General features: G+C 63.3%; 17 protein-coding genes. 8 read left to right on the top strand and 9 right to left on the bottom strand.

Going from position 1 to position 17099, the window contains the following annotated elements; all coding sequences use genetic code 11:
* The first annotated feature begins 264 nt into the window (after positions 1–264).
* The 5 genes from QZ653_RS13210 to QZ653_RS13190 all read left to right on the top strand — a co-directional run bounded on the left by QZ653_RS13210 (position 265) and on the right by QZ653_RS13190 (position 3876).
* Entirely contained in the window at positions 265–516 is a 252-nt protein-coding gene (locus QZ653_RS13210; RefSeq protein ID WP_296420665.1) for a hypothetical protein, read from the top strand.
* Between the two features lie 40 nt (positions 517–556).
* Positions 557–1654 (top strand): class II histone deacetylase, encoded by a 1098-nt coding sequence (locus tag QZ653_RS13205; protein ID WP_296420663.1) that lies wholly within the window; start codon positions 557–559, stop codon positions 1652–1654.
* Positions 1651–2547 (top strand): alpha/beta fold hydrolase, encoded by an 897-nt coding sequence (locus QZ653_RS13200; protein WP_296420661.1) that lies wholly within the window; start codon positions 1651–1653, stop codon positions 2545–2547. The genes QZ653_RS13205 and QZ653_RS13200 overlap by 4 nt, the downstream gene beginning before the upstream one ends.
* A gap of 61 nt (positions 2548–2608) precedes the next feature.
* Positions 2609–3187 carry a nitroreductase family protein gene (locus tag QZ653_RS13195; RefSeq protein WP_296420660.1) on the top strand — a complete coding sequence of 193 codons (579 nt, stop codon included), beginning with the start codon at positions 2609–2611 and terminating at the stop codon, positions 3185–3187.
* Positions 3184–3876, top strand: coding sequence for an EI24 domain-containing protein (locus tag QZ653_RS13190; protein WP_296420658.1), 693 nt, complete (start codon positions 3184–3186; stop codon positions 3874–3876). Before QZ653_RS13195 ends, QZ653_RS13190 begins: the two co-directional genes overlap by 4 nt.
* On the opposite strand, the gene QZ653_RS13185 is transcribed toward QZ653_RS13190, so the two are convergent.
* The gene (locus QZ653_RS13185) at positions 3866–4159 is read right to left on the bottom strand and encodes a DUF1467 family protein (RefSeq protein WP_296420656.1); all 294 of its coding nucleotides are present in this window, start codon (positions 4157–4159) and stop codon (positions 3866–3868) included. The two genes, QZ653_RS13190 and QZ653_RS13185, sit on opposite strands and share 11 nt — an antisense overlap.
* Positions 4160–4281: 122 nt before the next feature.
* Positions 4282–4686, bottom strand: coding sequence for a methylmalonyl-CoA epimerase (mce, locus tag QZ653_RS13180; protein ID WP_296420655.1), 405 nt, complete (start codon positions 4684–4686; stop codon positions 4282–4284).
* Between the two features lie 179 nt (positions 4687–4865).
* On the opposite strand from mce, the gene QZ653_RS13175 reads away from it, so the two are divergent.
* Positions 4866–5582: a response regulator gene (locus QZ653_RS13175; protein WP_296420653.1), complete on the top strand. Its 717-nt coding sequence runs from the start codon at positions 4866–4868 to the stop codon at positions 5580–5582.
* 20 nt (positions 5583–5602) lie between these two features.
* Here the strand turns inward: QZ653_RS13175 and QZ653_RS13170 are convergent, their stop codons facing one another.
* Positions 5603–6313 carry a GNAT family N-acetyltransferase gene (locus QZ653_RS13170; protein ID WP_296420651.1) on the bottom strand — a complete coding sequence of 237 codons (711 nt, stop codon included), beginning with the start codon at positions 6311–6313 and terminating at the stop codon, positions 5603–5605.
* Positions 6314–6420: 107 nt separating this feature from the next.
* On the opposite strand from QZ653_RS13170, the gene QZ653_RS13165 reads away from it, so the two are divergent.
* Positions 6421–6609, top strand: a complete 189-nt coding sequence (locus QZ653_RS13165; protein WP_296420649.1) for a Flp family type IVb pilin — start codon at positions 6421–6423, stop codon at positions 6607–6609.
* On the opposite strand, the gene QZ653_RS13160 is transcribed toward QZ653_RS13165, so the two are convergent.
* From QZ653_RS13160 to QZ653_RS13135, 6 genes are all read right to left on the bottom strand, one after another.
* Positions 6606–7841: a DUF1501 domain-containing protein gene (locus tag QZ653_RS13160; protein WP_296420647.1), complete on the bottom strand. Its 1236-nt coding sequence runs from the start codon at positions 7839–7841 to the stop codon at positions 6606–6608. The genes QZ653_RS13165 and QZ653_RS13160 overlap by 4 nt on opposite strands.
* 2 nt (positions 7842–7843) lie before the next feature.
* The gene (locus QZ653_RS13155; protein ID WP_296420645.1) at positions 7844–9223 is read right to left on the bottom strand and encodes a DUF1800 domain-containing protein; all 1380 of its coding nucleotides are present in this window, start codon (positions 9221–9223) and stop codon (positions 7844–7846) included.
* Between the two features lie 142 nt (positions 9224–9365).
* Positions 9366–11219: an aspartate--tRNA ligase gene (aspS, locus tag QZ653_RS13150; protein WP_296420643.1), complete on the bottom strand. Its 1854-nt coding sequence runs from the start codon at positions 11217–11219 to the stop codon at positions 9366–9368.
* A gap of 102 nt (positions 11220–11321) precedes the next feature.
* Positions 11322–11885 (bottom strand): hypothetical protein, encoded by a 564-nt coding sequence (locus QZ653_RS13145; protein WP_296420642.1) that lies wholly within the window; start codon positions 11883–11885, stop codon positions 11322–11324.
* 97 nt (positions 11886–11982) lie between these two features.
* On the bottom strand, positions 11983–12630 hold the full coding sequence (bchJ, locus tag QZ653_RS13140; RefSeq protein WP_296420641.1) for a bacteriochlorophyll 4-vinyl reductase: 648 nt from the start codon (positions 12628–12630) through the stop codon (positions 11983–11985).
* Between the two features lie 187 nt (positions 12631–12817).
* A complete protein-coding gene (locus QZ653_RS13135; RefSeq protein WP_296420638.1) occupies positions 12818–13492 on the bottom strand; it encodes an HAD family hydrolase in 675 nt (224 codons plus the stop codon).
* A gap of 179 nt (positions 13493–13671) precedes the next feature.
* On the opposite strand from QZ653_RS13135, the gene carB reads away from it, so the two are divergent.
* Positions 13672–17099, top strand: a 3428-nt coding sequence (gene carB / locus QZ653_RS13130; protein WP_296420635.1) for a carbamoyl-phosphate synthase large subunit, incomplete at its 3' end; no start/stop codon positions are given.

Genomic DNA, 17099 nt, shown 5'->3' with positions numbered 1-17099 from the left:
CGGGTTGCGGGGCGGGAAGGGCCACGGGCACCACCTCACAGGCGGCAAGGCCCAAACAGGTCAGGGTGGCTGCAATAAACTGCTTCATGATAAAGGTCCTGCGTTCGATCTTGCCCACATATAGCGCGCCGGTTCCGGCCAGCCAGCCCCGTGACAAGGGATGCCCGCCCTGGGGCGGCCGCCTTCACAGGATTGTCAGACGACCTGTACGGTTGACGCCGCGCCGCGCCCCCCGCAAGCTGGATGCAAACGAAAGGGGCGTGGATGTTTACCATCGAACATGATTTTGACGCGACCGTGGTGACATTGGTTGACGAGGGCGAGGATGACGCCCCCCTCAGGGAAGACGTCATCATCAACGCCTTTGAAGACTGCGTCACCGTCACCCAGGTCGATCCCCGCACGGACATGCCCCTGACCGTCACCCTGTCCATGAGCCAGCTGCGCGATCTGTCGATGGCACTCGACCTGCCCGAAGGATCCTACCGGCTGCGCCGCGAGGGGGGAGAGACCTGATTTCAGGTATTTTTGAACCAGAGAACCGAAAGGCGCGCCCATGACCACGGGGTTTTTCTTTGACGAGAGGTGCTTTTGGCACGGCGGCGGCAATTACGCCGGCATGTTGCCAGTGGGCGGATTGGTGCAGCCGATGGATGGCGGCCTGCCTGAAAGCCCCGAAAGCAAGCGCCGTTTGAAGAACCTGATCGACGTGACCGGCTTGGCGCAGGATCTGGATATGCGGGGCGGGGATGAGGCTGCGCGCGAGGATTTGTTGCGGGTGCATCCGGCGTCTTATCTCGATGCGTTCAAGGCGATGTCGGACGCAGGCGGGGGCGAAATGGGCCGCCGCACGCCCTTTGGCCCCGGCGGCTATGAACTGGCGGCCCTATCGGCGGGCTTGTCCGTCGCTGCGTTGGAGGCCGTGTTGCGCGGCGAACTGCGCAACGCCTATGCGCTGAGCCGCCCGCCCGGCCATCATTGTCTGCCCGACTATCCCAACGGATTTTGTCTGATGGCCAATCTGGCGATCGCGATTAAGGCTGCGCGGGCCAAAGGGCTGGCAGACCGCATTGTGGTGCTGGATTGGGACGTACATCACGGCAACGGGACCGAGGCGATTTTCTACGAAGACCCCGATGTCCTGACCATTTCGATCCATCAGGACCGCAATTACCCCATGGACACAGGCGCCTTCGCCGATCGCGGCACCGGCGCCGGTGAGGGCGTTAACCTTAATATTCCGTTGCCTGCGGGTGTCGGCCACGCAGGCTATCTGGCGGTCATGGACCAGATCGTGGCAGATCAGATCAGCGCCTTTGCCCCCGATGTCATCGTCATCGCCTGCGGGTTTGACGCCGCCGCCATTGACCCGCTGGGCCGCATGTTGGCCACGGCGGAAACGTTTCAGGTGATGACGCAGCAGGTCATGACGCTCGCCGATGATCTGTGTGACGGGCGGCTGATGATGGCCCATGAGGGCGGCTATTCCGAGGTTTACGTCCCCTTTTGCGGCCACCATGTTTTGCAACACATGTCCGGCAGCGCCATCACCGCCCCCGACCCCTTTGGCGAGGTCTTCCCCCTGCGCCAGCCGGGGCCGGCCTTTGATGCCTTCGTGCAGACCCAGATTGATGCCATGCGGGCGGCGTTGTGACCGCCCCTCTCTTTGCAGGGTTCGAAGATACGCGCATCACTCTGCCGTCCGGCATTGCCTTGCGGGTGCGGCAGGCGGGTCAGGGCCCCGCCGTTGTTCTGCTGCACGGGTATCCCCAAACCTCGGCCTGTTGGCACCGCGTCGCGCCCCGCATCATCGCGGCAGGCTTCCGCGTGATCCTGCCCGATCTGCGCGGCTACGGCGGGTCGGACAAACCGGCCAGCCGCTCCGACCATTCCCCCTATTCCAAACGCCAGATGGCCGAGGACATCAGCGATCTGATGACCCTGCTGGGACATGACACATTCTATCTGGCAGGCCACGATCGCGGCGGGCGTGTGGCGCATCGGTTGATGCTGGATCACCCCGCGCGGGTGCGCAAAGGCGCTGTTCTGGATATCGCACCAACGGCCACCATGTACGCCCGCACGGATCGCGACTTTGCCACAGGCTATTACCACTGGTTCTTCCTGATCCAACCTGCCCCCCTGCCCGAAACCCTGATTGCGGCGGACCCTGCATTCTATCTGCGCACAAAACTGGGCGCCTGGGGCAAAAGCGGGATGGAGGTCTACGACCCTCGCGCCGTGACAGAATACATCGAAGCCTTCGAAGATCCCGCCTGCATCGCCGCCACCTGCGAAGATTACCGCGCCTCCGCCACGATTGATCTGGCCCATGATGCGGATGATGCAACCGCACGCATCACCTGCCCGCTGTTGGTGCTGTGGGGGCAAGACGGCCTTGTGGGGCGGCTCTATGACGTCTTGGACGTCTGGCGCGCCAAGGCCGCTCGGGTGCAGGGACACGCTGTCCCCGGCGGTCATTTCCTGCCCGAAGAACGCCCCGAGGACACGGCCGCTGCGCTGATCGCCTTCTTTGGCACGCCCTGACACTCTGGAAACCGGGGGGGCGACCTCTTATGTCGGGGGCCAGACGCAAAGGACCCAACGCATGCCAGACCGCAATCAAGCCGCCCTCGATTTCCTGCTCACCCGCCGGTCGCGGCCTGCCAAGACCCTGCGCGCGCCGGTGCCGGACCGCGCGGCGCTTGAACAAATCCTGACCGCCGCCGCGCGCACGCCGGATCATGGCAAACTGGAACCGTGGCGGTTTATCGTGCTGGAAAAGCAGGCGCTGACACGGCTGGCACAGGCCATCCCCGCCCGCGCCGCAGCGCTGAACATTGACCCCGACACATTGCCCAAGGCGGTGTCGCAATATGCCGATGCGGACCTTGCTGTGGCCGTGGTCGAAAGCCCTGTGGCCTCCGCAAAAATTCCCGCGATTGAACAGACCTATTCGGCGGGTGCTGTCTGTTTGTCACTGCTCAACGCCGCGCTGGCGGCGGGCTGGGGGGCCAACTGGCTGAGCGGCTGGGCCTCCCATGACCGGACATTCGTGACGGAAAATCTCGGCCTCGCCGCCCATGAACGCATCGCGGGATTGATCCACATCGGCACTGAAACAAACGCCCCGCCCGAACGCCCGCGCCCCGATCTGGCGCAAAAAACCACATGGGTCGCGGAATGATCTTTTCGGACATCGCCAAGGCCATCGGCCAGATCGGGGACCCGCGGTTTCGCCGCGTGCTGTTTTTGGGGATCGGCCTGACGTTGGCCTTGCTTGTGGCCGCCTATGCGGCGTTTCTGGGCCTGCTGACTTGGATCGACCCCGCCTCCTTTGATCTGCCGTTTCTGGGGCCGAACGCCTTTGTCGGCGGATTGCTCAGCTGGGGCAGCATCGTGCTGATGCTGGTTCTGTCGATTTTCCTGATGATCCCCGTGGCCTCGGCCATCACATCCCTGTTCCTCGAGGACGTGGCAGACGCGGTCGAAGTCCGCCACTATCCCCACCTGCCCCCCGCCCCGCGCGTCAGCTGGGGGGACGCCATCCGCGACACGCTGTCGTTTCTGGGGCTTCTGATCGGTGTGAACCTTGTGGCGCTGCTGTTCCTGCCGCTCTACTGGTTTGCGGCCCCGCTGGTGTTCTATCTTATCAACGGGTTTCTGCTGGGGCGCGAATACTTCACCGTCGCCGCCCTGCGCCGCGAAGGCCGTGTGCAGGCCAAGGCCCTGCGGCGTCGCCACATGGGGGAAATCTGGTTCGCAGGCACCCTGATGGCGATCCCGCTGACCATTCCGGTGCTCAATCTGCTGGTCCCAATCCTGGGGGCCGCCACATTCACACACCTCTACCACCGCATCGCGGTCAGGACGTAGACACAGCCCCCTGCGGTGTCGACATCCGGTCAAACCAGTCGATGTCGCGCACCGATATCCAACCCGACAGGATCACCACCGCCAGCACCGCCCAGATGGGCACCGCCCAATAGGTCGTGATCCGCGCCTTGCGCCCGATCTGCGCATCCGCAGGCGCGGATTTGTGGGTGCCGGGCACCACACTGCCGTCTTCCCCTTGGGTGGTCAGCCGCAACGGCAGGACGATGAAAAACGTCATGAACCAGACCACCGCAAACAGCACAATCGCTGACGTAATCCCCATCGCTTGACCCTCCTGAATGAACCTTAACGCGCCCCGCCTGTGGCAAAACGCACCGCCCTGTCTTCATCTGGCCCGAAAAACTCCCCCCGGAGGGTCGGTCCGCACCAAATACCCCTCAGAACTTAGACTTCTTCCAGCTCAATCAAGCAGCCGTTGAAATCTTTGGGGTGCAAAAACAACACCGGCTTTCCGTGCGCGCCGATCTTCGGCTCGCCGGTGCCCAGCACCCGCGCGCCCTCGGCCTGCAGTTTGTCCCGCGCGGCCAGAATATCCGCCACCTCGTAACAGATGTGATGAATCCCGCCTGCGGGATTCTTCTCCAGAAACCCCTTGATCGGGCTGTCCTCGCCCAGCGGGTACAAAAACTCGATCTTGGTGTTGGGCAGCTCGATGAACACCACCGTCACCCCGTGATCAGGTTCATCCTGCGGCGCGCCAACCGTGGCGCCCAGCGCCCCGCGGTACTGGGCGCAGGCGGCCTCAAGGTCGGGCACGGCAATGGCCACATGGTTCAGACGTCCGATCATGTCCGGATCTCCTTTAACGATTTGCCCCCGTTATCGACCACCTCACGATCCGGCGCAACGACCAGCCTGTCGCAGCCCCCCCAAACGTGGCGGCACGCACAGGCGTGATCGTCGTTAACCGAAGATTCACTACAATGCTGTCTAGTGAGTCGCATGCAGCAAACCCCTGGGGGATGATCATGGACAGCCTTGACGACTTTATGCAAACCCGCCCGCCGACAGCCAACCGCCCGCTTCTGGGTCTGACCGTGCTTGTCGTCGAAGACAGCCGCTTCGCGTCCGAGGCGATGCGCCTTTTGTGCCTGCGCTCCGGTGCGCGGATCAGACGGGCGGACAGCCTGTTCAGCGCCCAGCGCCATCTCGCGGTCTACCGCCCGTCGGTGGTGGTTGTGGACATCGGCCTGCCCGACGGGTCGGGCGTGGACCTGATCCGCGATCTGACGCAGGCCCGCCCGCGTGTCGACGTGGTGCTTGGCACCTCCGGCGATCCCGACGGGGAGGCTCAGGCGCTCAAGGCGGGGGCAGACGGCTTCCTTGAAAAACCCATCAGCAGCATCGGGTTCTTCCAGTCCAAAATCCTCGAACATCTGCCGGCGGACCGTCAGCCAAAGGGCCTGCGCGTCATGTCGGATGAAACCGTCATCCCCGATGAGGTCGCCTTGCGCGACGATCTGGCCGCCGCCGCCGTCGCGTTGGAAGACCCCACAGATGCGCGGACCTTGCGGTATCTGACGCAGTTTCTGGGCGGGATCGCCCGCAGCGCGGGCGACACCAATCTTGAGGCTGAAACGCGCACACTGGCCACCTTGCAGACAAATGGCAACGCGGTGCAGGGTCAGGTCGCGCGCATCGCGGCCATGGTTCATGACCGCATCGCCCGCACCGCAGCCCTGTAGGACATCGCGGCAGGATGCGGCTACAGGCGCGGATCGTCGGCCACGCGGTGCGGCGCGGTCAGCGCCGACAGGGACCGGTGCTGCCGCCCCTGCGCGTCAAAATTACCGGGGTCGAACCAGGCCTGAAACGCGGCATCCAGGGCGGGCCAGTCGCTGTCGGTCATGGCAAACCACGCCGTATCACGGTTGCGGCCCTTGACGATCAGATGCTGGCGAAAGACGCCTTCGTACGAAAACCCGAGGCGTTGTGCCGCGCGGCGTGACGGCAGGTTCAACGCGTTGCATTTCCACTCATAGCGCCGGTAGCCCCCCTCGAAGGCCGCGCGCATCATCAGATACATCGCCTCGGTCGCCGCAGGTGTGCGCTGCAGACGGGGCGGAAAATTGATATTGCCGACTTCAATCGTGCCCATGGCCGGCACGGTGTTGAGGTAGAACGCATATCCCACCGGCCCCGCATCGGGCAGGCAGACCGCATAGCCGAACCAGCCGTCCTTGGCACAGGATACGGTCAGGGTCTCGACAAACGCCGCTTCGTCGGCGGGCGGCGCTTCGTAAAGGTAATCCCAAACTTGGGGGTGGTCCTTCACATGCTCCCAAATCGCGGGGCCATGATGGGCAGGCACCATCGGCTCAAGCCGCGCAAACCGCCCGTCAAACGGCGCGTTTTCCGGCCACGCCGCCCCCGCGAACTCCACCTTTGGCCCCACAGGCCGCGCATCAGGCTTCATCAACAAACCCCCAAATGCCCCGACCTTTGCCGCGGCTCCGGCAAAATACCGCCCCAATTCGACACCATACAAACCCTGTAAAGTTACCCGGCACAAGGATTTCAGCCATGGAAAAATTCGTTAAACGATTCTGGACAGAAGAAGACGGCAACACCACCATCGACTGGATGGTTCTGACCGCCGGTCTGGTTTTGCTGGGTGCAGCTGTCATGGCCACGGTGGGTGCTCCGGCGCAGGATCTGGCCGATGACACCAATGCCGTGATCGAACAGATCGAACCCTCTACAGGGGTCTAAAGCACCAGTCGCGGCGCGGCCCCCATGTCCAGCCCGGGAAAGATGTCACGTTCCAGAACGCGCGTCTCAAGCCCGATCAACCCGCGCATGGCCCAGGCCGCATAGGCGCGCACATCGCGGGTGGGCAGCAGGTCGCGCCCTTCGAACAGATCGCCCGGCCCAAGGCCCGGCCAGTCGCCCATCACCTGCCCGCCGCGCAATGCGCCGCCTGCATAAAACAGCGCGCCCCCCGTGCCGTGATCCGTCCCGCCGCTGCCGTTTTCCGCAGCCGTGCGCCCGAATTCCGTCATGCACAGCACCGCCGTCTTGTCCCAGACAGGGCCCAGATCGGCCTTCAACGTCAGCAAAACATCCGCCAAAGCCTGCCCGCGGCGTCCCATGATACGGCCCTGCCGCGAATGGGTGTCCCAGCCATTGACCGAAAAAGACGCAATCCGCGTATCCCGCCGCAGCCGCGATGCGGCGAACCGCGCCAGGGCGGTCGTGTCGCTCGTGCGGCTTGTGGACCCCGCCATCATCATCATCTCGGCGCCATCCTCCCCGCCATCGCCCGTGGCCGCAGCCTCGGCGGCGGCGGCTTCGGCGGCGATCTGCTCCACGATCTCGATGGCGTCTTCGGACGCATCCCGAAACAGCGGATCATCGTGATGGACCACATTCAACAGCGCCCGCGCATTGGCCGATATCCGCAGTTCCGCATCGGGCGACCAGCGCGCGGCGCGGGCCTCACCGGACAGGACAAGCATCTGTTCCGGCCCGATGGCATAGGCAATCTCCGGCTCCAGCCCCGGTGTGGTTTGCAAAAGCCGGTTCAGCCAGCCGTCGCGCAACCCCCCGCCCGTCAGACCGGGCAAACCGGCTTCAAGGATGTCCTGCCCGTCGAAATGGCTGCGCATGCTGCGATAGGGCGTCGACACCGCGTGCACCGCCCCGAATTCACCCGCATCATAGAGCGGCTTCAGGGCGCCGAACGCGGGGTTCAGCCCGTAAAACCCGTCCAGATCAAACGCGCCACCGGCCTCGCCCACCGGCAGACCGGGCCGCAAGGCCGCCAGATGCGGATCGCCGTAAGGCTGGATCACATCCAGCCCGTCCACCCCCCCGCGCAGGATGATGACAACCAGCCGCGTGTCCCACGGGGCCGCCGCCATCGCCACCGGCGTGATCCAGGGAGAGGCCGCAGCCGAACATCCAAGGGCGGTCGCACCCGTCAAAAAGCGTCTGCGATCCATCATTATCTCCTTTGAAAGGCCGATGAGGCCAGCACCAGCCCGATCCCGTCCGGCACGGTTTCGGCGGCATGGGCGGCAAAGACCACCGCCTCGGGCGGGGTGGGGCCAAGGGCGTGAAAGACAAAATCGCGCGGGTCGGGCAGCCGGTCCAGCATCCGTTCGGGCATCTGCATGGCCCATGTGATCCGTCCGGCCATGCCCTGCGGCGTGATCCACGCCGCATCATCCTCGGACCAGCCGTCCGGCCCCAACGGCTGGTGCAGGGTCTGGCCCATGGCCGACAGGGGCCTGAAAATCCGGCGCGCCACGGTGCGGTAGGGCCAGTCGTTCAATTCCGCAGGCGCCACCGCAAGGGCGCGCAAGGACGCGGCAACAAAATCCACAGGGCGTTTGACCCGCCGCAAGTCCGCCCCCCACGCCGCCGGGTGATCCAGCATCGCCTCGTAAAGCGCCATCAACGCGCCACCGCTGTCCAGATACCGCGCCGCCATCCCCGTCACGAGGTCCGCATCGACCTCTGGCCCGATGAAATGCACCGCCAGCTTGCGCGCCAGATGACGGGCCGTATCAGGATGCAGCGCCAGATCGTCAAGGGCCTGCAAAACCTGATCCAGCGACGCCTCGCCCCCGCCATAGGACCGGCCCAGAACCACCTCGGCCCCCGGTTCGGCCTTGTTCGTCTGATAGGACAGCCCGCGCCGTGCGCTGTAGGTCAGACCGGTCAGAAGTTCCGCAAACTCGCGCACATCGGTCTGGCTGTATCCGCCACCGGTGCCCAAAGTGTGCAGTTCAAGAACCTCGCGGGCCATATTCTCGTTCAGGCCCCGACCGGTCCGCTGGCCAACCTCGCTTTGCGGACCGATAGATTGGGTCTGGCTCAAATACTGGATCAGCAGCGGGTTCATCACCGCCGCGCGCAGCATGTCGGAAAACCGTCCGGCAATGTGCGGACGGATGCGCTGTTCGATCATCGGGTAGACATGATAGCGCCACGCGCCATTGGTGGGCGGGGCGGTGAAATGATCCGCCCAGAACCGCACCAGACGTTCGCGCATCCCGTCGCGCGTCGTCACATCGCGCGACAGCTGCATGGTGGTGTTGCGGGCCCACAATTCGTTCGATGCCGCCCGCATGTCGGCCCGCCGTTGCATGGCGGCTTCGCGGTCTGCATCGGTTTCGGCCGCCTGAATGTCCGAAGACACCAGCCTGAAATCCCATTGTGACGGACGGATGTCATCAAACAGGCCAATCGGATAGGCCGCGGCCGCCAGATCAGGCCCCGCCAGCAGCGTCAGCATATCCGCAACCGACGCAGGGGCCGTCACATCAGGCGACAGCCCATTGCCAAAACGGACGGCGGCAAGGATCGGGTCAAACGTCATCAGGGCACTCCTGTCTCGGGATCAATGTGTGGACCAGCGACCGTGCAGACAAGGGATATCCTCAATTCGCAACAAAATGGGCGGGGAATTGTCTCCCCCGCCCGTCAAAACGGCCCCCGACGGGGCAAACGCCGGCCCTGCCCTAGTCTTCGGGCGGCAGCACCCGCAGACGCAATTCGCGCAGCTGTTCGTTCTGTGGCGCGCTGGGGGCGTTCATCATCAGGTCTTCGGCGCGCTGGTTCATGGGGAACATCATCACGTCGCGCAGGTTGTCCGCATCGGCCAGCAGCATCACGATCCGGTCGATACCGGCTGCACAGCCGCCATGGGGCGGTGCGCCGTATTGGAACGCATTGACCATCCCGCCGAACCGTTTTTCGACCTCATCCTTGCCATAGCCCGCAATTTCAAACGCCTTGAACATGATCTCGGGGCGGTGGTTCCGGATCGCACCGGACACCAGTTCGTAGCCGTTGCAGGCCAGATCATATTGATAGCCCAGCACGTCCTCGGGGTCGCCCTCCAACGCGTCCATCCCGCCTTGCGGCATGGAAAACGGGTTGTGTTCAAAATCAATCTTGCCGGTTTCCTCATCGCGTTCGTAGATCGGGAAATCGACGATCCACGCAAAGGCAAACCGGTTCGTGTCGGTCAGGCCCAACTCGTCCCCGATGACCTGACGCGCCTTGCCCGCGACGGTTTCGAACGCCTTGGGCTTGCCGCCCAGGAAAAACGCCGCATCGCCCACGCCCAGGCCCAGCTGTTGGCGGATGGCCTCCGTGCGGTCCGGGCCGATGTTCTTGGCCAGCGGGCCTGCGGCCTCTTCGCCCAAAGTGATCTCACCGGATTTGATCAGCGCGTTCACCTCTTTGACGGTAATGCCACGTTCCTGCGCGATGCTGTCGGGGCTTTCCTTGCGCCAGAAGATATACCCCATGCCGGGCAGGCCCTCTTTCTGCGCAAAGGCGTTCATCCGGTCGCAGAACTTGCGGCTGCCGCCTGTGGGGGCGGGAATGGCGCGAACCTCGGTGCCCTCCTGTTCCAGCAGCTTGGCAAAAATCGCAAAGCCGGAACCACGGAAATGTTCGGAACAATCCTGCATCTTGATCGGGTTGCGCAAATCGGGCTTGTCGGTGCCATACCACTTGGCCGCATCACGGTAGCTGATCTGCTCCCACGTCTGGTCAACCTTGCGGCCCTTGCCGAATTCTTCGAACACGCCTGCCAGAACCGGCTGGATCGTGTCGAACACGTCCTGCTGTTCGACAAAGGACATCTCAAGGTCCAGCTGGTAGAAATCGGTGGGCGACCGGTCCGCACGCGGGTCTTCGTCGCGGAAACAGGGTGCGATCTGGAAATACTTGTCGTAGCCCGACACCATGATCAGCTGTTTGAACTGCTGCGGGGCCTGCGGCAGCGCGTAAAACTTGCCCGGATGCAGACGGCTGGGCACCAGAAAGTCGCGCGCGCCTTCAGGGGACGATGCGGTGATGATCGGCGTCTGGTATTCGCGGAACCCCTTGTCCCACATCCGTTTGCGCATGGAGGCCACAACATCGGACCGCAGTTTCATGTTGTCCTGCATCGCCTCACGGCGCAGGTCCAGATAGCGGTACTTCAGGCGGGTTTCCTCGGGGTATTCCTGATCGCCAAAGACCATCAGCGGCAGTTCCTTGGCCGCACCCAGCACCTCGATGTCGCGGATGAACACCTCAATCTCGCCGGTGGGCAGCTTGGGGTTCACCAGCGCTTCGTCGCGCGCCTTGACCGTGCCGTCGATGCGGATGCACCATTCGGACCGGACCTTTTCCACCTCGGCAAAGACGGGGCTGTCGGGGTCGCACAGAACCTGCGTCATGCCGTAGTGGTCGCGCAGGTCGATGAACAACACACCACCGTGGTCGCGCACGCGGTGGACCCAGCCCGACAGGCGGACAGTGTCACCGACATTGTCCTTGGTCAGATCGGCGCAGGTGTGGCTTCGGTAGGCGTGCATGGCGTTTCCTTCGGGCATCGGCAATCTCGTCGCGCCGATACATACCCTGCCGCCTGAGAAGTCAACACATAGCGCCCGTTTTACAGGGCCGGTTGCCCCCGATCAGCGCAGCAAACGCACCACACGCTGGCCACCTGCACTGTTGCCGATGATCCCGATGCCGGTGTTGGCGTTGATGAAGGTATAGACGCCATAGGCCGACACATTGCCCCCGTCATAGAAATAGAACAGCCGTGGCAGGGACGTCACATCGCATCCGGCCAACAGGGCCATATCCGCCCCCGACATCGTCAGCGTCTTCGACGGATCCTCCGCGCTGGGAAAACTGACCTGCGCATCACGGATATTGCCATGCCCCACAGGCACCTTGGCCAGTTCCGCCTGTGCCAACGGGTTCAGCGGCAGGCCCTGAAACCCCTCGATCCCCATGAACAACTGGTTGCCGGTGGGGTCGATCACGATATCGAAGGGGTCGATGTTCTGCCCGCGCGTAAATCCGACGCCATTGGCATACTGGTTCCAGCGTCCGCCGATCTGCGCATGCAAGGCAGAGGCATTATAGGCCCCGCTTTCATACCCGCACAGCTCACTCACGCTCGATTGCGCGACGGCAATGGCCGGCTGGGCAAGCAAAGCCGTCAGGGCAAGAAGAGGCAGGCGGGTCATGGCGGTCTCCTTCCGCTGCGCTCCCGCGACCATTCAACCAGACCGTGTGCCCCTTGTCGACGGCGCATATCCCGCCCCGCCGCGCGTCTTCGGGCGTTCAGGCCGCCGCCATGGTGAATTCGAAAACACAGGCTTCGTCACCTTGGGCATGGCACGACACCTCGTTGCAGACCAGTCGTGGATGGATCAGCGTGCTGAACAGCACCTCGAACAGGCTGGCATGGAAATGACAGACCGTCGTTTCCGCCTCCTCGCCCAGGACGATCGGGTTTTCGCGCAGGATAAACCGTGTCTCGCTTTCGACCACAAATTCACCCGATCCCGAAAACGTCCACGCGTTCTGCCGCGCGGTCTTCGCCAGCAACCATGCCCCCGTAGCACGCGGCATCTTGGCCAGCATTCCCTGCGCCTTGACGGTGATCTGGGTTTCCATGATCCGCCGCGCAGCCCCCGCACCCGCCCGCATCCCGATCTCTTCGGACTGGTCGGGCCACAACCGGCGCACGGCCTGATGCACCCGCGCCACCTTGTCCTCGCGCACCGGCTCGTCGGGGTCGGGCAGCCGGTAAACCTGCGCGTCCTTCAACGCCACCTCCAGATCGTCCTCACCGCGCACAGCTTCAATCGCGGCCGCCATTTCAAGCAAAAGAAACGGGGCCATAAATCCGGGCCGGTTGGGACGGCGCAGTGGGGCGACGAGGGGTTCTGCCATATATCCACCTAGCAATGCGGTCCGGTCGCCCATGGGCGACAGGTTGGTAATGCTATGAAAAATAGGGGGGAACCACAGGACTGCAAACTTAAAGTGACACTTAAACTGTCAACTAAAGTTTACACATCCACTGTCAGGTTTTGCCGCATCGCAGCATATGCACCGTTTCAAAGACCGGCTATGGCGCATATGCCACCTGTTTTACAAGGGGTATCCGCGCCTAGGCTGCGGATTTCTGCGCCAGCACATCTTCAACGCGAAGCATGTCGATCACGCGCACCTTTGCGGGGAACGACCGGCCGGATGCCATCTCGTTGGGATAGCCCAGCGTGTAAATCCCCGCCGCCACTGCGGCTTCGGCGGCCTCGGGGGTGTCCTCGACGGCAATCGCCTGATCCGCCGCAACGCCCAGTTCGTCCAGCGCATGGTGATAGATGTCGGGGGCGGGCTTGCTGTTGTCGACCATCGTGCTGTTGCCGATAAAATCGAAAACGGACCGGGGCAGCGCGGGAAACAGTCCGCCCAGCATCAGATCGACAGTGCGGGGCGTGGTCGACGTGGCCCAGCCCAGTTTCAACCCCGCGTCACGGGCCGCGGTGATCGTTTCAATCACGCCGGGACGTGCGACAATCCCTTCGTCCTTGACCATTGCCTCGAATGTTTCGACCTTGGCCTCGTGCAGGGCGGCGGCATCAACCTGCTGCCCGCGTGATGCGGCATACTCCGCAATACGGTTGCGACCACCCGGTTTCTGCAACATCTCCTTGTAGGCGGACCCTGTCCATTCCCAATCCAGACCGGCCTCCTTGAAGGCCGCGTTAAAGGCGCGGCGCTGGATGTCCGATGTTTCGGCAATGGCCCCGATGGACCCGAAAATCAAAGCGGTGAATGTCATGGCGATCTCCTGATGGTGGCAAGCTATGCATCAATACGCCCCGACTGTCGGTTCGGTTCCCCCGCATCGCGCCTCACCGGTGAAGATTAGTCGCGCCCATGCCGCCATTCCCCCTTGCGCCCTGCCCCCCCATCCCTATAACGCGGACAATTTGAAAAATTCCAAGCGGGGGCGCTGCCATGCCAAAAAGAACCGACATCAAGTCGATCATGATCATCGGCGCGGGACCCATTGTGATCGGTCAGGCCTGCGAATTCGACTATTCCGGCGCGCAAGCCTGCAAGGCCCTGCGCGAAGAAGGCTACCGCGTCATTCTGGTCAATTCCAACCCTGCCACGATCATGACCGACCCCGGTCTGGCCGATGCCACCTACATCGAACCCATCACACCCGAAACTGTCGCCAAAATCATCGAAAAAGAACGCCCCGACGCCCTGCTGCCCACCATGGGCGGGCAGACCGGCCTGAACACCTCGCTGGCGCTGGCGGATATGGGCGTGCTTGAGGAATTCGGCGTTGAAATGATCGGCGCCAAACGCGAAGCCATCGAAATGGCCGAGGACCGGCACCTCTTTCGCGAAGCCATGGACCGGTTGGGCATCGAAAACCCGAAAGCCACCATCGTCACCGCCCCCACCATCGACAAGGACGCCGCCCGCGTCACCGACAAATTCGACATCAACGCCGGTCTGAAAATCGCCCTTGAGGCGCTGGAAGAGATCGGCCTGCCCGCCATCATCCGCCCCGCCTTTACCCTTGGCGGCACCGGCGGTGGCGTGGCCTACAACCGCGAAGAATACGAACATTTCTGCCGCACGGGGATGGAAGCCTCCCCCATGGCGCAAATCCTTGTGGACCAGTCCCTGCTGGGCTGGAAGGAATACGAGATGGAGGTCGTGCGCGACACCGCCGACAACGCCATCATCGTCTGTTCCATCGAAAACGTGGACCCCATGGGCGTGCACACCGGCGACAGCATCACCGTGGCCCCTGCGCTCACGCTCACGGACAAAGAATACCAACTGATGCGGACGCACTCCATCAACGTGCTGCGCGAAATCGGCGTGGAAACCGGCGGGTCCAACGTGCAATGGGCCGTGAACCCCGCCGACGGGCGCATGGTCGTCATCGAAATGAACCCCCGCGTGTCGCGCTCCTCCGCGCTGGCCTCCAAAGCCACGGGTTTCCCGATTGCGAAAATCGCCGCCAAACTCGCTGTGGGCTTCACGCTGGATGAACTCGACAACGACATCACCGGTGTCACGCCTGCGTCGTTTGAACCCTCCATCGACTACGTCGTCACCAAAATCCCGCGTTTTGCCTTCGAAAAATTCCCCGGATCAGAACCCTATCTGACAACGGCGATGAAATCCGTGGGCGAAGTCATGGCCATCGGCCGCACCTTCCACGAATCCATGCAAAAGGCGCTGGCCTCCATGGAAAACGGCCTGACGGGGTTCGATGACATCGTCATCGAAGGTGTCGCTTCCGACGTCATCCTCGGGCTTGACCCGAGGACCTCTGACGGCAAAGAGATCCCGGGTCAGGCCCGGGATGACGTAGCCGCCAAAGCCGCCATCACCAAGGCGCTGGCCAAACAAACCCCCGACCGTATCCGCGTCATCGCGCAGGCCATGCGCCACGGTCTGACCAACGACGACATTCAGGCCGTCACCTCCTTTGATCCATGGTTCCTCGACCGGTTCCGCGAAATCATCGACGCCGAAGAAGCCGTCCGCGAATCCGGTCTTCCGACCGACCCCGCAGACCTGCGCGCGCTCAAGATGCTGGGCTTCACCGATGCCCGCCTCGCGACCCTCACGGGCCAGTCCGAAAAGGACATCCGCAAGGCCCGCCACACCAGCGGCGTCACCGCCGTCTTCAAACGCATCGACACCTGTGCCGCCGAATTCGAGGCCCAGACCCCCTACATGTATTCCACCTACGAAGCCCCCATGATGGGCGACGTCGAATGCGAGGCCCGCCCCTCCGACCGCAAAAAGGTCGTCATCCTGGGCGGCGGCCCCAACCGCATCGGGCAGGGGATCGAGTTCGATTATTGCTGCTGTCACGCCTGTTTCGCCCTGACCGATCAGGGCTATGAAACGATCATGGTCAACTGCAACCCCGAAACGGTCAGCACCGACTACGACACCTCCGACCGGCTCTATTTCGAACCGCTGACCTTTGAACACGTCATGGAAATCCTGCGCGTGGAACAGGACAACGGCACGCTGCACGGCGTCATCGTCCAGTTCGGCGGGCAGACCCCGCTTAAGATCGCGCAAGCGCTGGCCGACGAAGGCATCCCGATCCTTGGCACCTCACCCGACAGCATCGACTGGGCCGAGGACCGCGAACGGTTCCAAGCGCTCGTCAATGACCTGAACCTGCTGCAACCCAAGAACGGCATCGCCTCCACCGACGCCGAAGCCCTTGAAATCGCAAAAGACATCGGCTTCCCACTGGTGATCCGCCCCTCCTACGTGCTGGGCGGCCGCGCCATGGAAATCGTCCGCGACATGGCGCAACTGGAACGCTACATCGCTGAGGCCGTCGTGGTCTCCGGCGACAGCCCCGTCCTCCTCGACAGCTACCTCTCGGGCGCGGTCGAAGTCGACGTCGATTGCCTCTCCGACGGCACCGACACCCACGTCGCAGGCATCATGCAGCACATCGAAGAGGCGGGCGTCCACTCCGGCGACTCAGCCTGCTGCCTGCCCCCCCACACCCTGTCCGAAGACATCGTGAATGAGATCAAACGCCAGACCCGCGAACTGGCGCTGGCATTGAAAGTCGTCGGCCTGATGAACGTCCAATTCGCGGTCAAGGACGGTGACGTCTACCTGATCGAGGTCAACCCCCGCGCCTCGCGCACCGTCCCCTTTGTGGCCAAAGCCACGGACAGCGCCGTCGCCTCCATCGCCGCCCGCCTCATGGCCGGTGAGCCGCTGTCGAACTTCCCCCTGCGTGAACCCTACGCCCCCGCTGACGACCCGATGGACGTCATGCCGCTGGGCGACGCCTTCACGCTGGCCGACCCCAAAACCCCGTGGTTCTCCGTGAAAGAGGCGGTCCTGCCCTTCAACCGTTTTCCCGGCGTCGACACGATCCTCGGCCCCGAAATGCGCTCCACAGGTGAGGTCATGGGCTGGGCGCGCAGTTTCGACCGCGCCTTCCTCAAGGCACAGATGGGCGCGGGCGTGGACCTGCCCACCAAAGGCACCGTCTTCCTGTCCATCAAGGACGCGGACAAAACCGACCAACTGTTGGAAACCGCCACCATCCTGCGCGACCTTGGCATGACGCTCTGTGCCACCAAAGGCACGGCAAAATGGCTGCAGGATCAAGGGATTGAGGCCACGGTCGTGAACAAGGTCTACGAAGGCGGCCGCACCGTGGCGGACCTTTTGAAAGACGGCGAAATCGCACTCGTCATGAACTCCACCGAAGGCACGGCGGCGGTCGAAGACAGCCGCTCCATCCGCGCCATCGCCCTTGCCGACCGCATCCCGTATTACACAACGCTGTCCGGCTCCCACGCGGCGGCATTGGCCATCCGCGCGAAGGTGTCAGGGGATGTGAAGGTGCGGGCGTTGCAGGGGTA

This window comes from Pseudooctadecabacter sp. (assembly GCF_020627745.1).
Taxonomy (GTDB): Bacteria; Pseudomonadota; Alphaproteobacteria; order Rhodobacterales; family Rhodobacteraceae; genus Octadecabacter.
This window is presented reverse-complemented; position numbering and strand designations above follow the sequence as displayed.

Coding starts and splice junctions, on each gene's coding strand:
- QZ653_RS13210 (WP_296420665.1), top strand. CDS start 265: ATGTTTACCATCGAACATGATTTTGACGCGACCGTGGTGACATTGGTT.
- QZ653_RS13205 (WP_296420663.1), top strand. CDS start 557: ATGACCACGGGGTTTTTCTTTGACGAGAGGTGCTTTTGGCACGGCGGC.
- QZ653_RS13195 (WP_296420660.1), top strand. CDS start 2,609: ATGCCAGACCGCAATCAAGCCGCCCTCGATTTCCTGCTCACCCGCCGG.
- QZ653_RS13190 (WP_296420658.1), top strand. CDS start 3,184: ATGATCTTTTCGGACATCGCCAAGGCCATCGGCCAGATCGGGGACCCG.
- QZ653_RS13185 (WP_296420656.1), bottom strand. CDS start 4,159: ATGGGGATTACGTCAGCGATTGTGCTGTTTGCGGTGGTCTGGTTCATG.
- mce (WP_296420655.1), bottom strand. CDS start 4,686: ATGATCGGACGTCTGAACCATGTGGCCATTGCCGTGCCCGACCTTGAG.
- QZ653_RS13175 (WP_296420653.1), top strand. CDS start 4,866: ATGGACAGCCTTGACGACTTTATGCAAACCCGCCCGCCGACAGCCAAC.
- QZ653_RS13170 (WP_296420651.1), bottom strand. CDS start 6,313: ATGAAGCCTGATGCGCGGCCTGTGGGGCCAAAGGTGGAGTTCGCGGGG.
- QZ653_RS13165 (WP_296420649.1), top strand. CDS start 6,421: ATGGAAAAATTCGTTAAACGATTCTGGACAGAAGAAGACGGCAACACC.
- QZ653_RS13160 (WP_296420647.1), bottom strand. CDS start 7,841: ATGGATCGCAGACGCTTTTTGACGGGTGCGACCGCCCTTGGATGTTCG.
- QZ653_RS13155 (WP_296420645.1), bottom strand. CDS start 9,223: ATGACGTTTGACCCGATCCTTGCCGCCGTCCGTTTTGGCAATGGGCTG.
- aspS (WP_296420643.1), bottom strand. CDS start 11,219: ATGCACGCCTACCGAAGCCACACCTGCGCCGATCTGACCAAGGACAAT.
- QZ653_RS13145 (WP_296420642.1), bottom strand. CDS start 11,885: ATGACCCGCCTGCCTCTTCTTGCCCTGACGGCTTTGCTTGCCCAGCCG.
- bchJ (WP_296420641.1), bottom strand. CDS start 12,630: ATGGGCGACCGGACCGCATTGCTAGGTGGATATATGGCAGAACCCCTC.
- QZ653_RS13135 (WP_296420638.1), bottom strand. CDS start 13,492: ATGACATTCACCGCTTTGATTTTCGGGTCCATCGGGGCCATTGCCGAA.